At 57.6% G+C, this 16,394-nt stretch carries 16 protein-coding genes and 1 tRNA gene; 4 read left to right on the forward strand and 13 right to left on the reverse strand.

Annotated features, from left to right (window positions below):
* Nucleotides 1–172: 172 nt before the first annotated feature.
* Both L3J03_03265 and L3J03_03270 read left to right on the forward strand, forming a co-directional pair.
* The gene (locus tag L3J03_03265; protein MCF6290006.1) at nucleotides 173–826 is read left to right on the forward strand and encodes a zinc ribbon domain-containing protein; all 654 of its coding nucleotides are present in this window, start codon (nucleotides 173–175) and stop codon (nucleotides 824–826) included.
* A gap of 71 nt (nucleotides 827–897) precedes the next feature.
* Nucleotides 898–974 (forward strand) — tRNA-His (locus L3J03_03270).
* Nucleotides 975–1,098: 124 nt separating this feature from the next.
* Here L3J03_03270 and L3J03_03275 read toward each other — a convergent pair.
* The 5 genes from L3J03_03275 to L3J03_03295 form a co-directional block, all read right to left on the reverse strand.
* Nucleotides 1,099–1,446 carry an MTH938/NDUFAF3 family protein gene (locus L3J03_03275; GenBank protein MCF6290007.1) on the reverse strand — a complete coding sequence of 116 codons (348 nt, stop codon included), beginning with the start codon at nucleotides 1,444–1,446 and terminating at the stop codon, nucleotides 1,099–1,101.
* A gap of 340 nt (nucleotides 1,447–1,786) precedes the next feature.
* Nucleotides 1,787–2,134 (reverse strand): hypothetical protein, encoded by a 348-nt coding sequence (locus L3J03_03280; GenBank protein ID MCF6290008.1) that lies wholly within the window; start codon nucleotides 2,132–2,134, stop codon nucleotides 1,787–1,789.
* 21 nt (nucleotides 2,135–2,155) lie between these two features.
* On the reverse strand, nucleotides 2,156–3,142 hold the full coding sequence (locus L3J03_03285; protein MCF6290009.1) for a transglycosylase SLT domain-containing protein: 987 nt from the start codon (nucleotides 3,140–3,142) through the stop codon (nucleotides 2,156–2,158).
* A gap of 367 nt (nucleotides 3,143–3,509) precedes the next feature.
* Nucleotides 3,510–4,565 (reverse strand): HD domain-containing protein, encoded by a 1,056-nt coding sequence (locus L3J03_03290; GenBank protein MCF6290010.1) that lies wholly within the window; start codon nucleotides 4,563–4,565, stop codon nucleotides 3,510–3,512.
* A 29-nt stretch (nucleotides 4,566–4,594) separates the two neighbouring features.
* The gene (locus L3J03_03295; GenBank protein MCF6290011.1) at nucleotides 4,595–6,130 is read right to left on the reverse strand and encodes a hypothetical protein; all 1,536 of its coding nucleotides are present in this window, start codon (nucleotides 6,128–6,130) and stop codon (nucleotides 4,595–4,597) included.
* Between the two features lie 795 nt (nucleotides 6,131–6,925).
* Between L3J03_03295 and L3J03_03300 the strand changes: the two genes are divergently transcribed.
* Entirely contained in the window at nucleotides 6,926–7,075 is a 150-nt protein-coding gene (locus L3J03_03300) for a hypothetical protein (GenBank protein MCF6290012.1), read from the forward strand.
* A gap of 177 nt (nucleotides 7,076–7,252) precedes the next feature.
* Here the strand turns inward: L3J03_03300 and L3J03_03305 are convergent, their stop codons facing one another.
* From L3J03_03305 to kdsB, 3 genes are all read right to left on the reverse strand, one after another.
* Nucleotides 7,253–9,565, reverse strand: a complete 2,313-nt coding sequence (locus tag L3J03_03305) for a YvcK family protein (GenBank protein ID MCF6290013.1) — start codon at nucleotides 9,563–9,565, stop codon at nucleotides 7,253–7,255.
* Between the two features lie 34 nt (nucleotides 9,566–9,599).
* Nucleotides 9,600–10,532 carry a malate dehydrogenase gene (gene mdh, locus L3J03_03310; protein ID MCF6290014.1) on the reverse strand — a complete coding sequence of 311 codons (933 nt, stop codon included), beginning with the start codon at nucleotides 10,530–10,532 and terminating at the stop codon, nucleotides 9,600–9,602.
* Between the two features lie 65 nt (nucleotides 10,533–10,597).
* Nucleotides 10,598–11,371 (reverse strand): 3-deoxy-manno-octulosonate cytidylyltransferase, encoded by a 774-nt coding sequence (kdsB, locus tag L3J03_03315; protein ID MCF6290015.1) that lies wholly within the window; start codon nucleotides 11,369–11,371, stop codon nucleotides 10,598–10,600.
* Nucleotides 11,372–11,652: 281 nt separating this feature from the next.
* Here kdsB and L3J03_03320 point away from each other — a divergent pair, with 281 nt between their 5' ends.
* On the forward strand, nucleotides 11,653–12,411 hold the full coding sequence (locus tag L3J03_03320) for a class I SAM-dependent methyltransferase (protein ID MCF6290016.1): 759 nt from the start codon (nucleotides 11,653–11,655) through the stop codon (nucleotides 12,409–12,411).
* An 86-nt stretch (nucleotides 12,412–12,497) separates the two neighbouring features.
* Here L3J03_03320 and L3J03_03325 read toward each other — a convergent pair whose 3' ends face one another.
* The 5 genes from L3J03_03325 to L3J03_03345 all read right to left on the reverse strand — a co-directional run bounded on the left by L3J03_03325 (nucleotide 12,498) and on the right by L3J03_03345 (nucleotide 16,361).
* Nucleotides 12,498–13,706 (reverse strand): DegT/DnrJ/EryC1/StrS family aminotransferase, encoded by a 1,209-nt coding sequence (locus tag L3J03_03325; GenBank protein MCF6290017.1) that lies wholly within the window; start codon nucleotides 13,704–13,706, stop codon nucleotides 12,498–12,500.
* 33 nt (nucleotides 13,707–13,739) lie between these two features.
* A complete protein-coding gene (locus tag L3J03_03330) occupies nucleotides 13,740–14,102 on the reverse strand; it encodes an aspartate 1-decarboxylase (GenBank protein ID MCF6290018.1) in 363 nt (120 codons plus the stop codon).
* 176 nt (nucleotides 14,103–14,278) lie between these two features.
* Nucleotides 14,279–15,121, reverse strand: a complete 843-nt coding sequence (gene panC / locus L3J03_03335) for a pantoate--beta-alanine ligase (GenBank protein MCF6290019.1) — start codon at nucleotides 15,119–15,121, stop codon at nucleotides 14,279–14,281.
* Nucleotides 15,122–15,337: 216 nt separating this feature from the next.
* Complete coding sequence (locus L3J03_03340) at nucleotides 15,338–15,475, reverse strand: hypothetical protein (GenBank protein MCF6290020.1); 138 nt, start codon at nucleotides 15,473–15,475, stop codon at nucleotides 15,338–15,340.
* 163 nt (nucleotides 15,476–15,638) lie between these two features.
* Nucleotides 15,639–16,361: a tetratricopeptide repeat protein gene (locus L3J03_03345; GenBank protein ID MCF6290021.1), complete on the reverse strand. Its 723-nt coding sequence runs from the start codon at nucleotides 16,359–16,361 to the stop codon at nucleotides 15,639–15,641.
* Nucleotides 16,362–16,394 lie beyond the last annotated feature (33 nt).

Consider the following 16,394-nt stretch of genomic DNA (forward strand, 5'->3'; position numbering starts at 1 on the left):
GATGATTAGCGTACCTTTTCAGGACAGGAGCCTGGCGAAGAATTACCTTTTACCCTGATCGCTTACAGGTTTACAATAATACCGCGGAGTTACACGTCCCGTTCTACTCTACCCGAATTGAACGATAAGCACATGCCCCACTGATCTAAAACTGTTTGGAGGTTTTTTTAATATGCTTAATATCTCCCAGGCCCACCTGGATGAAACATACCACTGCCCGCACTGCAAAAAGCAGCTTACCTGTTGTAATGCACCGCCGTTTCACGTGGGCGACGGCCTGGGCTGGGGCTCCGAATTCCTCTATATCTGTTTAAACGATGACTGCTCCCTGTATGTAAACGGCTGGAAACATATCTCGGAACAGTACGCCCATGTGGGTTCATACCGCTATATGCAGCTGCCCGGAGAAAAAAGCGGCACCCCGATGATGGTGGGCAGCCCCGATGCCTACAAGGGCTGTGAGGTTGACCGCGCCGCCCTGAGACTACAGAACAAACGCTATTGCGATGAAAAAGAGGCCCTGGCAAAGCTTGACACCTGCGTCCGGGAAAAAAACATGCAGCCCGCTCTCCATCTGATTCTGGACGAGGCCGCGGACCTGGAAGGCAGAAATCGCGCCTGCGATCTGCTCCTCGAACTGGACGATCTCGCCTGTATCGATCCCATCCGCAACCATGAGTTCCGCAACAACAAAATCGAACAGAAGATCAACATGACGATCAGTCAGCTGTTGCACAACAACTATCGCAAGGAATGTCCCCACTGCGCCGAGATCATCAAGGCCCGGGCCAAGGTCTGCATGCACTGCAACCGGGACCTCAAATAACCGCCCGGGCAGCGACTTTGCCCTTGCCAAACATCTTCCCATCTATTATACAAGGTCCCACGTTTTACATGGTGAGCGTAGCTCAGCTGGTGGTAGCACCGGGTTGTGGCCTCGGCGGTCGTGGGTTCAAGTCCCATCGCTCACCCCATTAAATACAAAAAGGGCTTCAGCTGTTATCCTGAAGCCCTTTTTCTTTGCCCCCTTTGTCCCAGGCCTGAACAACCTTGGGCTTCACCGGTCCGTTGCTGCGAGCAAGTCTTGCCGAGCCCCCCTTAACAGGTCAGGTGGAAACACCCCCCTACCCTTTTTTGTTGCTCCCACAGGCGGTTGAAGGAATCCACGGCCCGGGCGGTGGGCTGGGCCAGCATCTCGATGCCCTTTTGAGCGAGCTGTTCGGCAAGCCCGGCAACCGGACGCAGCAGACCGCTGGCCCCGGTGCCGACAACCAGGATTGCCACCGCCTCGGCAACGATATCCTCTATATCGTCGAGCAGCAGTTGATGTCCGGACCGGCGCCACCAGGGGGCCCGGATTCGACCGCTCGGAAAGACGATAAGGTCCGAGTTATACTCCCTGCCCGCGACCCGCATCCGGCCGAATGAATAGGATTCGATCATCATCCCCTGCCCTTTCCCTCGCTTCCGGAAGGCCGTCAGCCCGGTATCTGTTCCTGCACAGGGGGCAGCCCTCTCCCCCTTAAGGCCATCCCCTTGTCCGGCACTATCCCGGCCTGGACCCCTTGGCGGACATTCCAAAAAAATCTTCATCAATGGTAAACAGGCTGGCCGGGACCTCCTTGATCCCGAGCCGCTGTTCGACCAGCAGTTCAAACAGGCGGCCGCCTTTTCACCAGGATGACCTCGTTGACCGTGGATATTCCCAGCGGAGCCATGGCCAGCAGTTCGAGCCCCTGCCGGCGCTCTCGCCCTTTATCACGATATCCTCATAGCCCGCGGCCATCTATTGCACTTCATGGGTCTCGCCCGGATCAATGAAATGGCGGACTCCCTGCTCCTCTTCCATTTTTCTGATCTGATCCCGGACCTCGTCAACAGTGACCCCCAGCGAAGCGGCCATGGCCTGGATATCGTAACAGGGCTGGCCGTCAGGGGTGTAGCGGACAGGTTTTAACTCGGGAAAATACTCGCTGGTGGCCATGGCCGAGGCCTGGGTCAGGATATCGCGCATCTCCGGCGGACCGTGGAGAATCAACCATTTTACCGCCTCGGACCAGGTCCGGCTGTCAACGGTCTCACTCCCCAGAACCGCCAGCGCCATTTCAAGGTTCCACTGTTTTTCAAATTCCACCAATCAGCCTCTTCCGCATTATTACTGATAGATAAACAGCCTTTCACCGGGATAGAGAAACCTGGCCTTGCTGATATCGTTCCAGGCCAGGAGCCTGGGCAGCGACACCTTGAACCGCTGGGCAATGACACTCAGGCTGTCGCCCTTTTTGACAACATAGACAATCCTTTTGTTTTCCCGCAGCCACTGGGCGAGCAGAGCGCGATAGCTGGTGTGGAACCGCTGGGCGCGGCCCTTGGGAATGGCCAGCATCCGGCGGCCGGCGGCCAGGTAGTCTCCGCGCAGTTCCGGATTCAGGTCCTTGATTTCCTTATAATACGAGCCAGCCGCCTCGGCAATGAGCCGGATCGGTATCTCCCTGGAATTGGAGATGATTACCCGGTCGACCTCGCGGGGCTGATACCGGTCCTCGGGGCGGAGGGTGAACCCGAACCGGGCCGGGTCGGAAAAGATCATTTTCACCGCAATAAGCTTGGGCAGATGGGCCTCTGTTTCCCGTGACAGATCACATTGATAGTAATCAGTAACACCCTGTTGCCTCATGGCCGCCCGCAGACGATCCTCGCCCATGTTATAGGCGGCAACCGCCAGGCTCCAGGATTGAAACTGCTGGTGAAGTTTGCGCAGATAACGGACCGCGGCCCGGGTGGAGGTATAAATATTGCGCCGTTCATCGATTTTCCCGGAAATCGTCAACCCGTATCGACGGCCGGTGGCAGCGATAAACTGCCAGAAACCCACCGCCCCCTTGCTCGATCCGGCATGGGGTCGAAGTCCGCTTTCAACAATCGCCACATACTTGAGATCATCGGGCATTCCGTTCTGCCGGAGGATCTTTTCAATTACCGGGAAATAACGGTGGCTGCGCTTCAACCACAACAAAACCTGGGGCCGGTCCCAGGCAAGGAGGAGTAACTGCTTCTCCAGTCGTTCCCGGATGTCAATATTGTCCAGGGGCACCTGTTCTCCGCAGAACTCAAGGGGTTCCTTCAGGATCGTTGCAGCCAACAGGGGATCAGGCTCAGATCCAGACCCAGCGCCCAGAGCGTGGTCCGCAGTCACTACCAGACTGAGGAACAAGACGGTCAAGAGGATTCCTTGCTGCAAAACCCGCATCATTGGTCTCCTTAAACCTCACGGCGGACGAATCCGCTCGAAGGACAGTGACACTCGATCTTTACTATAATATAAGGAAATCCTTTACCCGGAAGTAATTTTCCCCAACAACCCATCAATGTCAACTTGACACCTGCCAAAATAGTAAAGCTCCTCGCCGCAAGCTGCAAGGAATCTTTGTTTATGGTGCTTGCCGGCAAATCGAAAAAAAAAGCGCGAACCATTCGGTTCGCGCCCTCTGTCTTTGTTCGGAAGGAGTTTACTGTAACGGCATGTTGCCGCTTTCAAAGACACGCTTGGTGGCGGCAACCACCTCGAAATCATAATAGGTCCCCTGGTTATTGGTTATCTCGATCATGGCTTCCTTCAGCCCGATGGCGGCCCGGTAGGGCCGGTGCGAGGCCATGGCCTCGATGACATCAGCCACCGCGATTATCCGGGCCTCAAGGAGTATGTCCTCGCCCTTCAGCCCGTAAGGATAACCAGAGCCGTCCATCCGCTCGTGGTGCTGGAGCACAATCTGGGCGACCGGGCGTTGAAACTCGATCTCTTTCAGGATCTCAAACCCTGCCAGGGGGTGGTTCTTGATCAGGGAAAACTCGACCTCGTTTATCTTGCCGGGTTTGCTCAATATCTCCGCCGGGATCGAAATCTTGCCCAGGTCGTGAACCACGCCCGCCATCCGGATCCCGTCTATCTGTTCCTCGCTCAATCCCATCTCCTGGGCAATGCACCGGGCGATATTGGTGGTCCGCTTCTGGTGTCCGGCGGTATAGGCATCCCGGGCCTCCACGGTCATGGCCATGGCCTGGACCGTGCCGCCCAGGAGTTTACGCAGCTTCTCCATGCTGTCCTTGAGTTCCTCGCCGGTCTGTCGTTGCTTGGTAATATCCTGGGCAATTTTCACCACTGCGGTAATCCGGCCATTGTCATCCTTAAGCGCCGGATGAGATGTACAGTGTAAATAGACAGTATCTCGCTCTTTTGTGGACACACGGACATCAAGTTCATGTCTGCACCCGTCCTCCAGGGTCTGCTGTACCATGCAATCCTCTATGGGACATTGCTCAGAGCTGTCGTGGTAGACCTTGTAGCACTTGCGGCCGACCATGTCGCCGCCGAATCTTCTCTTTGAACTGCTGCTGGCCCAGAGAATATTCAGCTGGTCGTCAAGCAGGGTAACCTGGTCCTCGACATATTCCAGCATCGCCCGCAACCCGGCCTCGCTCTGCTTGAGCTTAACCTCCCGCTGCCGCTGCCGCTCCAGCTTCTCCTGCAAAGACCTGATCGTTTCCATCTGATTCTTCGGTTCCATGACTTCCTCCGATACTCTGTTGCCCCTGCTCATGATTTTTTCTCCACTACTTCCGTTATCGGCAAGTTTGCAATATCCATAACATGACTGATTCCGGGATCCTTTCCATCGACAAGATCAATGACCCGGGAAAATGAATTGGGAATAAAAACCGTACCGTCTTTCTGTTGCCGGCGAACGCCGTAGCGCAACCCGGCCCTTTCCTCGGATTCCAGCTTGCCAATGACGTTCTTGGTGGTCCAGATCGATCCGTTCCGGGCAAAATCAGCCAACCTGCCGGTGGAGTTTATCGAATCTCCCAGGGCGGTGAACTCGACATTGGCGGCCGAATGAATGGCCCCGAAAAAAACCTGCCCCTCGTTGATGGCGATATTAAGGATAAGTTCGTTGTCCCAGTTTTTACGTACTTTCCAGCGGCTACTGAACTCTTGCATGCTCCGGCGCAATTCCAGGGCGCAGTCAATTGCATTCATGAGGTAGTTGGTGCCCGGTTTTTTGACAAAATAATAGAGCATCCCGTCCCCCACGTGCCGGCCATGGATACCGCCATATTTTTCAAAAGAGCCACGCACCGTCTGCCACAACCCGTTGATAAGCTCGAAATACTCCTCAGGCGGCAGTTCGGCACTGATCCGCACCGAGTCCTGCAGGTCGGCCACCAGCACGCAGAGCGAGACCAGGGAGGGCATCCGTTGGGCCAGCAGTTCACGGATCACCCTGCTCCGCTGGGTCAGAAGCCGCAGCACGGAATCGTTGAGATCGTCCGCTGCAACATAGACCACGAAAACTCCTTCCCGAAAGGACATGGTATGTATCTGAAAGGACCGGGTAGAGCCGTCCTTCATCTCAAGCGTGACCGGAGAGGCCGTGGCCATGGCCGCGGTGGTGCCGTCTACCCGGTCGTAGAGATCGCTCAGCACCTTGATCTCGCGGGCGGCTATTCCCTTGAAAAGATCGGTGAGCAGTTCCCTGGATATCCTTGACTTGAGAAAGCTGAAATGGGCGGCAATGCATTCCCGCCAGTTTCTGACCTGATCCTGGAATTCCCAGTTGAAAAAGAGTTTGAAGATGTTCCGCTGTTCACTTTCACTGATCGAACCGACCTTACTGTGCAGGACCATATCCTCGGCCTGGCTGTTGATCCATTCAATTTCGAAATTATGGTTTATCAGGTAGGCAGGGGTGTCCAGGTCCCGGATGGACAGGTTTAACTCCGGTTTGCCGGCAGAGGTGTCGGCAACGACCTGGGTTCGCTGTTCCAGCGTCTCCAGGGATCTCCGTTCTGGTAATTCATATGGGGCCTTGCCGGGAGTCGCCTCCCGGGAAATCGTTCCGGACAGTTGCCTGGCAATACTGTCCATTGTAAAACCGGAACGCTTTAACTGTTTAACCCGGTCAATCCGGTCCAGGACCCCCCTGGGAAAGAAACCAATTTTCTTGGCGCCCTGCTGCCCGGCGCCCGCCCGCTTGACAATGGGACGCGGCAGGATCCCGAGCTTGATGTAATTATTGAGAGTGGCCCTTGATATGCCTGTTTTCTCAAAAATTTCCTTACTTGAGATCATTATGTCCTCGCCCTGACCCGACATCCATTCCCTCGCAAAGCTTACTGTCTAACCCGGCGCTGTTTCAATCTGCTTACTGTCTAAACGATCACCTGCCGGGCCTGTGTTGTTTTGGACAGTTAAACAACCTGTTGGCGGGTTGTCAAGAAAAAAATCACCCGACTGTCTATTTTTTTCATACTGTCTAAAAAAGGCCCCTTCCCGTCCTTGCCGGGCCAGGCGACAAGATCGCTGCGGCGTAAACCCAATCAGGTAAACAACAATGAAAAAACAAAGAGATCAACCAGACAACTCGACAGCGCTAACTGTCTCCCTCGCCCTATTTATACAGTATGTGCAACCGACCTGGACACTTAGACAGATACAAATCTGCTCCTGCCAGGCCCTCTGCCCGAACATCGCGCCACAACCGGCATGGCCATGATTATCCCTGCCCCTGAAAAAAATTCAGCAAAAGTGAGGGCCGCTGGCAATGCTGTTTTTTTGTAACCGTTCACCTTTTTTTGTTCGCTGCCTGACCCGGTAAAGGCAAGCCGGCAGCAGGGATTTATACTGTTGGACGGTTACATGGCATTGCCAACCAGTCAAAACAGCTCATATCTTTCCATAAAACCAACTATTACAACAGGTTATGACGGCACAGGCCTGGTAATGGTTGGTAAGGTTTCGGTAAACCCCGTACGTTTGAGGTTGGACCGGGAAAGGGGTTTTCTTATAGCGAACGGTGTAGCAGACCCTGAGCCGCGGCCGTGACGGCAAAAGCGGAATTTGAAACAACTTCGGCAGGATATGCTTATGGCTTCCGAATCGCCGTTGCGGCGAAGCGAGTTGCTGCTTGATAGCCTGTTTATGAACAGCCGGCCCTTTTCAATGGAGCGGCCGTTGGTAGAAGAAGACCCCTTTCCCGACAGGAGGGGGGTTACTGAATGTTTACAATGGTTGTAGCCTGTAAAGAATGTTGTCTAAAACAAGCGGGATGACCAAAGACCGGCGATGAAAGACCTCACTCCGGCACGGCAAGGCCGGCGCCTGGTGACGACTTTCATATAAACTTTGTTATCAGAGTATCAGGCGAGAATGGGGGGGGAATAAAAAAAAGGGGGGCGGTTAAAAGGTAAGCGTTTACCAGTGGCGGAAGACCGTCCGCCGGAAGAAATCGACCAGGGCCTGGCGCCGGGCATACACCTTTACCTGCTCCGGGATAAGGTTGGAAATCTCGTTGCGCATTATCGCCATCTTATATTCGAGATAGGCGGCAAAGCGGTTGTCCAGGTACCAGGCAAAGGTCATCCCGAACAACAGGCCGGGCGGGGTGAATCCTTCGCTGCCGTTGATCAGCCGGGTATAATGATATTCATTGCCAGGGGAACGGACCATCCGCGCCAGGGTCAGATATGTATCCAGTTCCCGGGCATTGAGAAAAGAACGGTATTCGCCTGCCGGCCGGATTGTGAGATGAAATATCTTGCCCATGACCTGCCCTGCCCGCTCAAGGTTTTCCATCTGTTTTTCAGCAGCGTAATCGCCGAGCAGGGATTGTCCCAGGGCAACCAGCAAGGCGACCTCGAACCGTCCGGGCCGGGACAGGACGTCGTGGCGGATCTTGATCAGGCCGTCAACAGGATCGTAAAAGGAAAAAACATTGTCCCATTGCTGGCAGCGGGACCAGGCAGCGGTATCCACCAGGTGTATTCCCCTGACCGTATCCAGATGATCGATCCTGAGATCCCAATGCTTCCAGAGGATCTCCAACAAACGGTTGCGCAGCCCGGTTACGGCCAGGGGTTGATCCGCGGTCATGGTGAGCCGGCCCAATCTTCGCTCCAGCGCCCTGAAACGCTCACTGGATGACATCCGTTCAGCGGCAACCAGGAACGAGTCCGGTTTCCGGCTGGGCGGGAGTCCGGTGCCGGGGATGTCCTGTTTCTCTTCCGGCAGATGGCGGCGCACGGCCCAGAGGGTTTGGATAGCCTTGGCCAACCCATCGGGATCATGATGAATTATCCGTCTTTCATCCAAGGCCGCCTGGGAGAAGATCCCGGCCTCAACCGGTACGAACCCCAACCCCCGGACCTGGTCCCGATCCAGATAGATCGGCACCTTGCCCTCCATGGCGTAATTCTGCAGAATCGAGCCGGGGATATCCCGGAATCCCAGGGTCAACACCTGATGAAACAGTTCCCCCACCCCGCCCGGTACATTCCGATGATAGGCCTTGATCAGGTCAGAGACATGAAAACGCCGGCCTGGATCTTCCCGCACCAGGTCGGTCTCCCCCTTCTGGACCCAGAGGTTGGCCACCAGGATCTTCAGGGCCCGCCGGTTTGAACGGATGGCCGCGGCCACCCCCGGGACCTGGAGGATCGGAATAGTGCTGGTATAGAGACTGCCCGGGGCCAGGACAATGATATCCGCCTTATCCAGTCCGGCCATGACCTCTGCCGGAACCCGGGGCTCCCCGGTAAACTCGACAAATACCCGGTCCACCGGAAAACCGCGGCGGGCATGGCCGGACTTGTACTCACCGGTCACCAGGACTCCGTTGCTGTACAGGACCTGGAGCCGGGCCTGGCTGGTGGTGCAGGGCAGCACATTGTTAACGCCGATTCCCAGCATCCGGGCAAACTGATTAAGACCCTTGAGCACCGCGTGGTGGGGAACCACCTTTATAGCATCCCGGTCCGGTTGTGCCCCCCCTGGTCCGGACTGCAGCCGGATCGCCGCGGCCAGGAGCAGATTGCCCAGGCAATGCGGCCTGGCCAGGAGCGGGGTAAGGCAACGGTCGGCAAAAAGCGTATCCAGCAGCCTGATAAAAAAATTCCGGAGCGGCCCGGGCAGGGAGTCAAGGGATATCCCTTTCTCTTTCAGCAGGGTTGCGGCCGAAAGGGGCGGTTCGGCAAAGCGCAGATTGAACAGGCCGTGCAGGGTGGCCATGGTCCGCAGCCCGTCCTCCTGGTTGAGCTGATACCGTTTCCGCAGTCCCTGCCGGCGGATCGCCGACAACAGGACATGACGAAGATCGCCAAGACCGATCAGCGGCAGATCCTTGAGCAGCTCGCCGGTGGAGCCGCCGTCATCAGTGACACAGACCACGGCCGAGGTTTTAGGAAAGACCTCTTTCAGGCCGATAAACGGGTTTTGCTCCCAACCCGGACTTCTGCTGTCTCCGCCAAGGATATTGGACAGCCCGGTGCCGCCGCCCAGGACCATTACCCGGACCCGGTCGGTGGCGACCCGGCCGAGCATCTCGGCCAGTTCGCGCAGGTCGGCGGCCACCCCCTGGTCCAGTCCCGGAGGCGGTCCCTGCAGCCCCAGCTCGATCAGCTTTTCAGCCGGATCGTGCCTGGGCAGAAGATCAAGCGGAGTAAGCCGCTTGGCACGCAGTTTCTTCAACTGCGCACCGATTGCAGCAGCGGTCGGCCTCATGGATGCCATTGGTTTTCTTCAGTTAGGGCTCTGACTTTTCTGACTACAGATGCAGGCTGGCGGCAACCATCTGTTTTTGCACCGCTCCCACGGACACTGCCATGGCTGCCTTTTCCTCGTTGGTTAAGGAAAACTCGACGATCCGCTCAACCCCGTTGCCGCCCAGCACCACCGGCACGCCCAGGAAACAGCCGGAGATGCCGAACTCACCTTCCAGGTAAACGGCGCACGGCAGTACCCGTTTACTGTCAACCAGGATCGCCTCGGCCATCTCAATGGCGGCCAGGCCCGGGGTATAAAAGGCGCTGCCGGTCTTGAGGTGATTGACGATCTCAATGCCGCCCTGCTGGGTCCGGGCAACGATCTCAGCGATCCGCTCCGGGCTGAGCAAATCAATGACCGGCACCCCGGCCACGTTGGCCAGCCGGACCAGGGGCAGCATGTTGTCGCCGTGGATACCCATGACCATGGCGTTAACATCCCGGGGCGACACCCCGATCGCCTCGGCCAGGAAGGTCCGGTACCGGGCCGAGTCAAGGACCCCGGCCATGCCGATCACCCGGTTGCGCGGCAGGCCGGAAACCTTGAAAGCGGTGTAGACCATGGCGTCAATGGGGTTGGTGACCACGATCAGCACGCAGCCGGGCGAATGGTTGACCGCCTCCCGGGCGCAGGACTTGACAATGGCCACATTCCTGGCCAGCAGATCGTCACGCGACATCCCCGGCTTCCGGGCCAGGCCGGCGGTGATAATCACCACGTCGGAGTCAACGCTATCCTTGTAATCGTTGGACCCCTTTACAGAACATGAAAAACCAGCCACCGGGCCGGACTGCCAGAGATCAAGGGCCTTGCCCTGGGGAATCCCTTCCATCACATCCAGGAGAACCACGTCGGCCAGGTTGCGCGCCATTGCCCAGTGGGCGGCCGTGGCCCCCACATTGCCGGCGCCGATTATCGTAATCTTCTTTCTCATCAAACTCCTCTCTTTCTATGGTAGACGACATATACCGAACCGGATTCCGACTGACCCGGCGGCAATCACCTTTTTGCAGACGCCAATATCTCTTCCAGCCGTACTATGTCCCAAGGGGTATCGATTTCAATGGAATCATGCTCGGTGAGCACCACCTTGATGGCATAGCCGTATTCCAGGGCCCGGAGCTGTTCCAGTTTTTCGAACCGTTCCCATTCCCCCTGGGGCAGCCCGACAAAGGTGAGCAGAAATCCCTTGCGATAGGCGTAAAAACCGAGATGCTTATAATAGGTCGGCAGATTCTCGGACCCGGGGTCACGCTGGAACGGGATCGGCGAACGGGAAAAATAAAGGGCCCGGCCGTTCCGGTCAAAAACAGTCTTCACATGGTTGGGGTCGTCAATCTCCTCGGGCCGGATGATCTTGTAAATCAGGGTGGACATGGGCAGGGCCGGGTCGGCCAGAAGCGGGGCCGCGACCTGTTCCACCACCTCGGCCGGAAACAGGGGCTGATCGCCCTGGATATTGACCACCACGTCCTGCTCCGGGATATCAAGCAGCGTGGCCGCCTCGGCCAGCCGGTCGGTGCCCGAGGCATGCTCCGGGCTGGTCGATACCACCTCGCCGCCAAAGGAAAGCACACAATCGACGATCCGGTCGTCATCCGTGGCAACCACCACCCGGGAGAGCAGGGAAATCGATTTGGCCCGTTCATAGACATGCCGGATCATCGGTTTGCCGGCAATCAGGGCCAGCGGCTTTCCCTCGAACCGGTTGGAATGATAACGGGCCGGAATGATCGCCACAACTTTAGGCTGTGATTTATGGTCAAGATCCATTATTGTCGGTCTCGCAACAACATGCGAGACGGACGTGTCTCATGTTGTAACTTGTTGATTCTGTCCAGTGGCATTTGAAGCCTTTCGGGTTGTTACGAGTTCATCATTATTGATTATTCTCTCAACACCTGTCGAGCGATCCGGTCCGGATCCGCCAGACATTATTTGTGGGGCTCACCCCACGGTTTACCTAGACCAAGCTCGGTCGTTTGTCTGCCATGAGATCTCCACCAACCCAACCGGCTACGCCATCAGTTGCCGTTGCCCCGGAAACCGAATCATTGCGGGACCAAAGCCGCGGTCTCGCGCAAAGCCTGGGTCTGCCGGATACGGATGTCGCGAATCTCTCCTTTGCCTTTCTGCTGGTCCGGACAAAAAAACGGCTGGAGCTGCGCCGGACCGGACCATCGGCGCCAGGCCCGCTCTTTGTTGATTTTATCCGCGGCCCCCTGGGCTATCGTCATCGCCACGGCGGCGGCAACAAGCAGTTCCTGGCCCGGGCCGTGGGGATCAAGCGCGGCCGCCGGCCCGCAATAATCGATGTCACCGCCGGTCTCGGGCGGGATGCATTCATCCTTGCCGGGCTCGGCTGCCGGGTACGGATGATCGAACGGTCGCCCATCCTGGCAGCCCTGGTCAAGGACGGTCTCAAACGGGCCGCGGCCGACCCGAAAATTTTCGCGCTCATTCAGGAACGGCTCCTGCTGACAGTAGGCGACAGCCTGGAACTGCTGCCCCGGCTCGCCGCGGAAAACCGGCCCCAGGTGATCTATCTTGATCCCATGTATCCCCATCGCGGCAAAAGCGCCCTGGTCAAAAAAGAGATGCGGATGATCCGCGGCCTGGTGGGCGACGATCCCGACGCCCCTGCCCTGCTTGCCGCGGCCCTCCGCCTGGCCGCCGACCGGGTGGTGGTCAAACGGCCGCTCGCCGCCCCGCCGCTGGCCGGGACACCCGCGGTGAGCACGGTGATCACCGGCAAGACCATGCGCTACGATATCTATCTAACCCCTGTCCCGGCAAGCGGGAATGATGATTAGGGTACTCTGTCCCCTGTCCTCTGTCCTCCGTCTTCCGTCCTCCGTCTTCTGTCATCCGTCCTCTGTCCTCTGTCTTCCGTCCTCTGTCATCTGACAGCAGCGGCCGCCTTGTTCAAGGCGCGGCTGATCTCGGCCAGCCGCGCCTCACCCAACTTGATCGGCACCTGATAGACCAGGAGCCGGCCGATGATCCCGGCCGAGGCCGGCAGGGAATCAGGGTCATGGATCACCCGGCGCCGGCCATCCTGATCCTTAAAGGGCCAGTCGTTCTTGCACAGGGTCGAACCGTTCAACAGGTGCTCCCATTCGGGATAATAATGCCAGCTGTTTTCAGCGAAACTGACGGCGCCGGCGTTATTGGCGGCCAGCACCTTGTTCACGGCCCGGGCCCGGGCCGCGTCGGGCAGGAAAAAACCGATAAAGGTGGCCGTGTCCCCTTCCCTGTCCACCAGGGTCCGGAAACCGACCCCGGGCAGGACCGAGATCGCCGCGCGCAAGGCGGCCTTGTTCTTTTTCTGGGCCGCGATCATCGAGTCCAGCTTGGCCAGCTGGGCCAGGCCGATGGCCCCCTGGAGTTCCATCATCCGGTAGTTGAAGCCGATAAAGCTCCTGCCCTCGCCGCCCCGGCCGCCGGGGTTGACCACATGGTCATGGCCGTGGTCATGGTACTCGGACATGGCCTGCCACAGATCATGATCATCGGTGATGATCATCCCGCCCTCGCCGGTGGTCATGGTCTTGACCGCGTCAAAGGAAAAGGTGCCGCATCTGCCAAAGGTGCCCAGGTATTTGCCGCCCACCGTGCCGCCGGCGGCCTGGGCCGTGTCCTCCAGCACCGGTATCCGGTGGCGGTCGGCGATCTCGACAATCTCCTTGATCCGGGCGGCAGCGCCGAGCATGTGCACCGGAATAATGGCCCTGGTCTTGTCGGTGATCTTCTTTTCCAGGTCCGCGGGATCCATGTTCAGGGTCTCGTCCACCTCGGTGAACACCGGAATCGCACCGATATCGAGAATCGCCTCCCAGGTGGCCACAAAGGTGAAGCCCTGGGTGATCACCTCGTCGCCGGCGCCGACACCCAGCGCGACCAGGGCCACCTTCAGGGCCGCGGTCCCGGAGGTGACCGCCTGGCCGTGGCCCGCTCCGCAATATTGGGCAAATTTTTCCTCGAAACTCCGTACCTTATAGATCCCCCGGCGCTGTTCGCCAAACTCGTACCGAAACAGGACCCCGGTCTCCAGGACCTCCATGATCTCCTGCTTCTCTTCCGCGCCAAACACCTCAAAACCAGGCATACTCATCCCTCGATATGTTGTGGTAATATTTTTTTACCGGTACAGCCACTCCTTGATCCGGTTGTTCTCGTCCAGCAGCACCACCCGGGGCCCATAATCCTCAAGTTCCGTCTCGCTGTACAGGGCATAGGTAACAATAATGATCAGATCGCCGACCTCGCCCTTGCGGGCGGCGGCACCGTTCAGGCCGATGATCCCGGAGCCGGCCGCGCCCGGGATGGCATAGGTGTCGAACCGGGCACCGTTGTTGATATTGTAGACCTTGACCTGCTCAAAGGACTCAATGCCCACCTGGTCCAGCAAGGTCTGATCGATGCTCAGGCTGCCCTCATAGTCCAGGTCAGCCTCGGTTACCGTGGCCCGGTGGATCTTGGCCTTTAACATGGAACGTATCATTTCTCTTCTGCTCCTAAAATATGATGAACTCGTAACAACCCGAAAGGCTTCAAATGCCACCCAATAAAATCAACAAGTTACAAGACGAATCACGTCCGTCGAGCGGGTTGTTGCGAGACCGACAAATATAACTGGTCACAGGGCATGGAACTCCGCGGCAGCACCGGGCGCTTACCCTAAAACAACAACCCGTTGTCGATCAACCTGGTGCGGCCGATCCGCACGGCCATCAACAGCCGGGTCTGCGAATCCACCGCGTTTTTTTCGGTTAATTTTTTCTGGTCAACCAATTTAACGTACTCGATCTCCACCCCGTTGCCCGAACCAAGCATCCCTTTAATCTCGGCGATGAGCCGTGGCCCGTTGCGCAGCCCCTGTCGCACCAGCCGCCGGGCCGATTCCAGGGATTGATAGAGACAGAGGGCGGTCTGCCGTTCCCTGGGGTCAAGATAGGTGTTGCGCGAACTCATGGCCAGACCATCGGTCTCGCGGACAATGGGATGACCGAGGATAATGATGTCCCAGTCCAGGTCAGCCACCATCCGCCTGATCACGGCAAGCTGCTGAAAATCCTTTTCCCCGAACACCGCCAGATGGGGCTTGACCAGGTGAAACAGTTTGGCAACCACCGTGGTCACCCCCTCAAAATGACCGGGCCGGCCAGCGCCGCACAACCCCCGGCTGAGCCGGTCCACGCTCACCCGGGTCTGAAAATCATCCGGATACATGGCCGCAACCTCCGGAGTAAAAAGCACCGCCACCCCCTGGCCCGCGGCCAGCTCCGTATCCCGGGCAATATCCCGGGGATAGCGGTCCAGGTCCTCGCCGGGCCCGAACTGAATCGGGTTGACAAACAGGCTGACCACCACCTGGTCGGCCTGGTTCGCGGCATGCCGCATCAGGGCCAGATGTCCCTGGTGGAAACAGCCCATGGTCGGCACCAGGGCGATGCGCTCGCCCCGGGCCAGGACCTGGTTGCTCCAGGCAGTCATTTCAGCGCTGGCACGGATAATCTGCATAACAGGGGGAAAAGTGATAACTGTTTTCGTAACCGTTCACCAGGGGCTACAGATTTACGGAACCCACCAGCCGGTAAGCGTTTACCAGTGCCCCGGATTCGTGCAAGCGTAAACATTGTCAGTCTCGCAACAACCCGCGAGACGGACGTGTGTCATGTTGTAACTTGTTGATTTTATTCGGTGGCATTTGAAGCATTTCGGGTTGTTACGGGTTCATCAACATTCAGTAACCCCCCTCCTGTCGGGAAAGGGGTCTTCTTCTACCAACGGCCGCTCCATTAAAAAGGGCCGGCTGTTCATAAACAGGCTATCAAGCAGGAACTCGCTTCGCCGCAACGGCGATTCGGAATCCATAAGCATATCATGCCGAGGTTGTTTCAAATTCCGCTTTTGCCGTCACGGCTGCGGCTCAGGGTCCGCTACACCGTTCGCTATAAGAAAACCCCTTTCCCGGTCCAACCTCAAACGTACGGGGTTTACCGAAACCTTACGTGCAAGCAGGCCTCTGGGATGAAAACTATTTCCCCTCAGGGGTCGCGGCAATACGCTCCTTGATCCGGGCAAGCTTGCCGGTAATCAGGGAGGTCTCCTCCGGGGAGAGGGGCAACCGGGCGGTCAGGTACTGTTCGTAGCTCTTTTTTGCCGCGCCCAGGTTGCCGCGCAGTTCATTGATCCGGCCCATCCCCTTGAACCCCTGGCCCTTGAAACCTTCCATTTCACTGAGCGCCCGGTAGGCGGCCAGGGCCTGCTCAAGGTCCCCTTTTGTTTCCAGGGACTGGGCAATGCTTAACTCCACCAGCGGGTAGAGCGGATTGTCCTTGTCCAGATCCGCCAGAACGGCCTGATACCCGGCAATCGCCCGATCAAGGTTGCCGGCCTTGAAATCGATGTTAGCCAGCTCCACCCGGCTCCAGAGCGCCGAAGAGGTCCGGGGATACTGCTCAGCCACCCGGGTCAGGGCCGGAATCCGGTTTTCATCGCCGGTGAACTGAAGCGCGACCGTGAGTTCGGCAACGGCCCGCTCATCCTGCTGATCAACATAATAATCATAAACAGCCCAGGCCAGAACCGCGACCGCCAGGACGATCCCGGCGATCTGTAATTGTTTTTTATTATTACGGACAAAGGCGACCACCCCGGGCGGCAGGTTCAACTCTTCCAGCAGCCCTGGTTTTGCTTCCGGATTGATGGTCACTCCAATGATATTTTTTTTGCTGAAGGCGCTCGGCTGTTTGGTCATTATTTTGTTCCTATCTTCTGTTACAACCTGGCT

The sequence above is a fragment of the Desulfobacterales bacterium genome, from assembly GCA_021647905.1.
In the GTDB taxonomy this organism is placed as follows: Bacteria; Desulfobacterota; Desulfobulbia; order Desulfobulbales; family BM004; genus JAKITW01.

Bases quoted from the DNA above. Each gene is read 5' to 3' on its own strand.
- L3J03_03305 (MCF6290013.1), bottom strand. From the start codon at position 9,565: ATGGCATCCATGAGGCCGACCGCTGCTGCAATCGGTGCGCAGTTGAAG.
- L3J03_03325 (MCF6290017.1), bottom strand. From the start codon at position 13,706: ATGCCTGGTTTTGAGGTGTTTGGCGCGGAAGAGAAGCAGGAGATCATG.
- mdh (MCF6290014.1), bottom strand. From the start codon at position 10,532: ATGAGAAAGAAGATTACGATAATCGGCGCCGGCAATGTGGGGGCCACG.
- kdsB (MCF6290015.1), bottom strand. From the start codon at position 11,371: ATGGATCTTGACCATAAATCACAGCCTAAAGTTGTGGCGATCATTCCG.
- L3J03_03345 (MCF6290021.1), bottom strand. From the start codon at position 16,361: ATGACCAAACAGCCGAGCGCCTTCAGCAAAAAAAATATCATTGGAGTG.
- L3J03_03295 (MCF6290011.1), bottom strand. From the start codon at position 6,130: ATGATCTCAAGTAAGGAAATTTTTGAGAAAACAGGCATATCAAGGGCC.
- L3J03_03275 (MCF6290007.1), bottom strand. From the start codon at position 1,446: ATGATGATCGAATCCTATTCATTCGGCCGGATGCGGGTCGCGGGCAGG.
- L3J03_03265 (MCF6290006.1), top strand. From the start codon at position 173: ATGCTTAATATCTCCCAGGCCCACCTGGATGAAACATACCACTGCCCG.
- L3J03_03340 (MCF6290020.1), bottom strand. From the start codon at position 15,475: ATGGATTCCGAATCGCCGTTGCGGCGAAGCGAGTTCCTGCTTGATAGC.
- L3J03_03330 (MCF6290018.1), bottom strand. From the start codon at position 14,102: ATGATACGTTCCATGTTAAAGGCCAAGATCCACCGGGCCACGGTAACC.
- L3J03_03300 (MCF6290012.1), top strand. From the start codon at position 6,926: ATGGCTTCCGAATCGCCGTTGCGGCGAAGCGAGTTGCTGCTTGATAGC.
- panC (MCF6290019.1), bottom strand. From the start codon at position 15,121: ATGCAGATTATCCGTGCCAGCGCTGAAATGACTGCCTGGAGCAACCAG.
- L3J03_03290 (MCF6290010.1), bottom strand. From the start codon at position 4,565: ATGGAACCGAAGAATCAGATGGAAACGATCAGGTCTTTGCAGGAGAAG.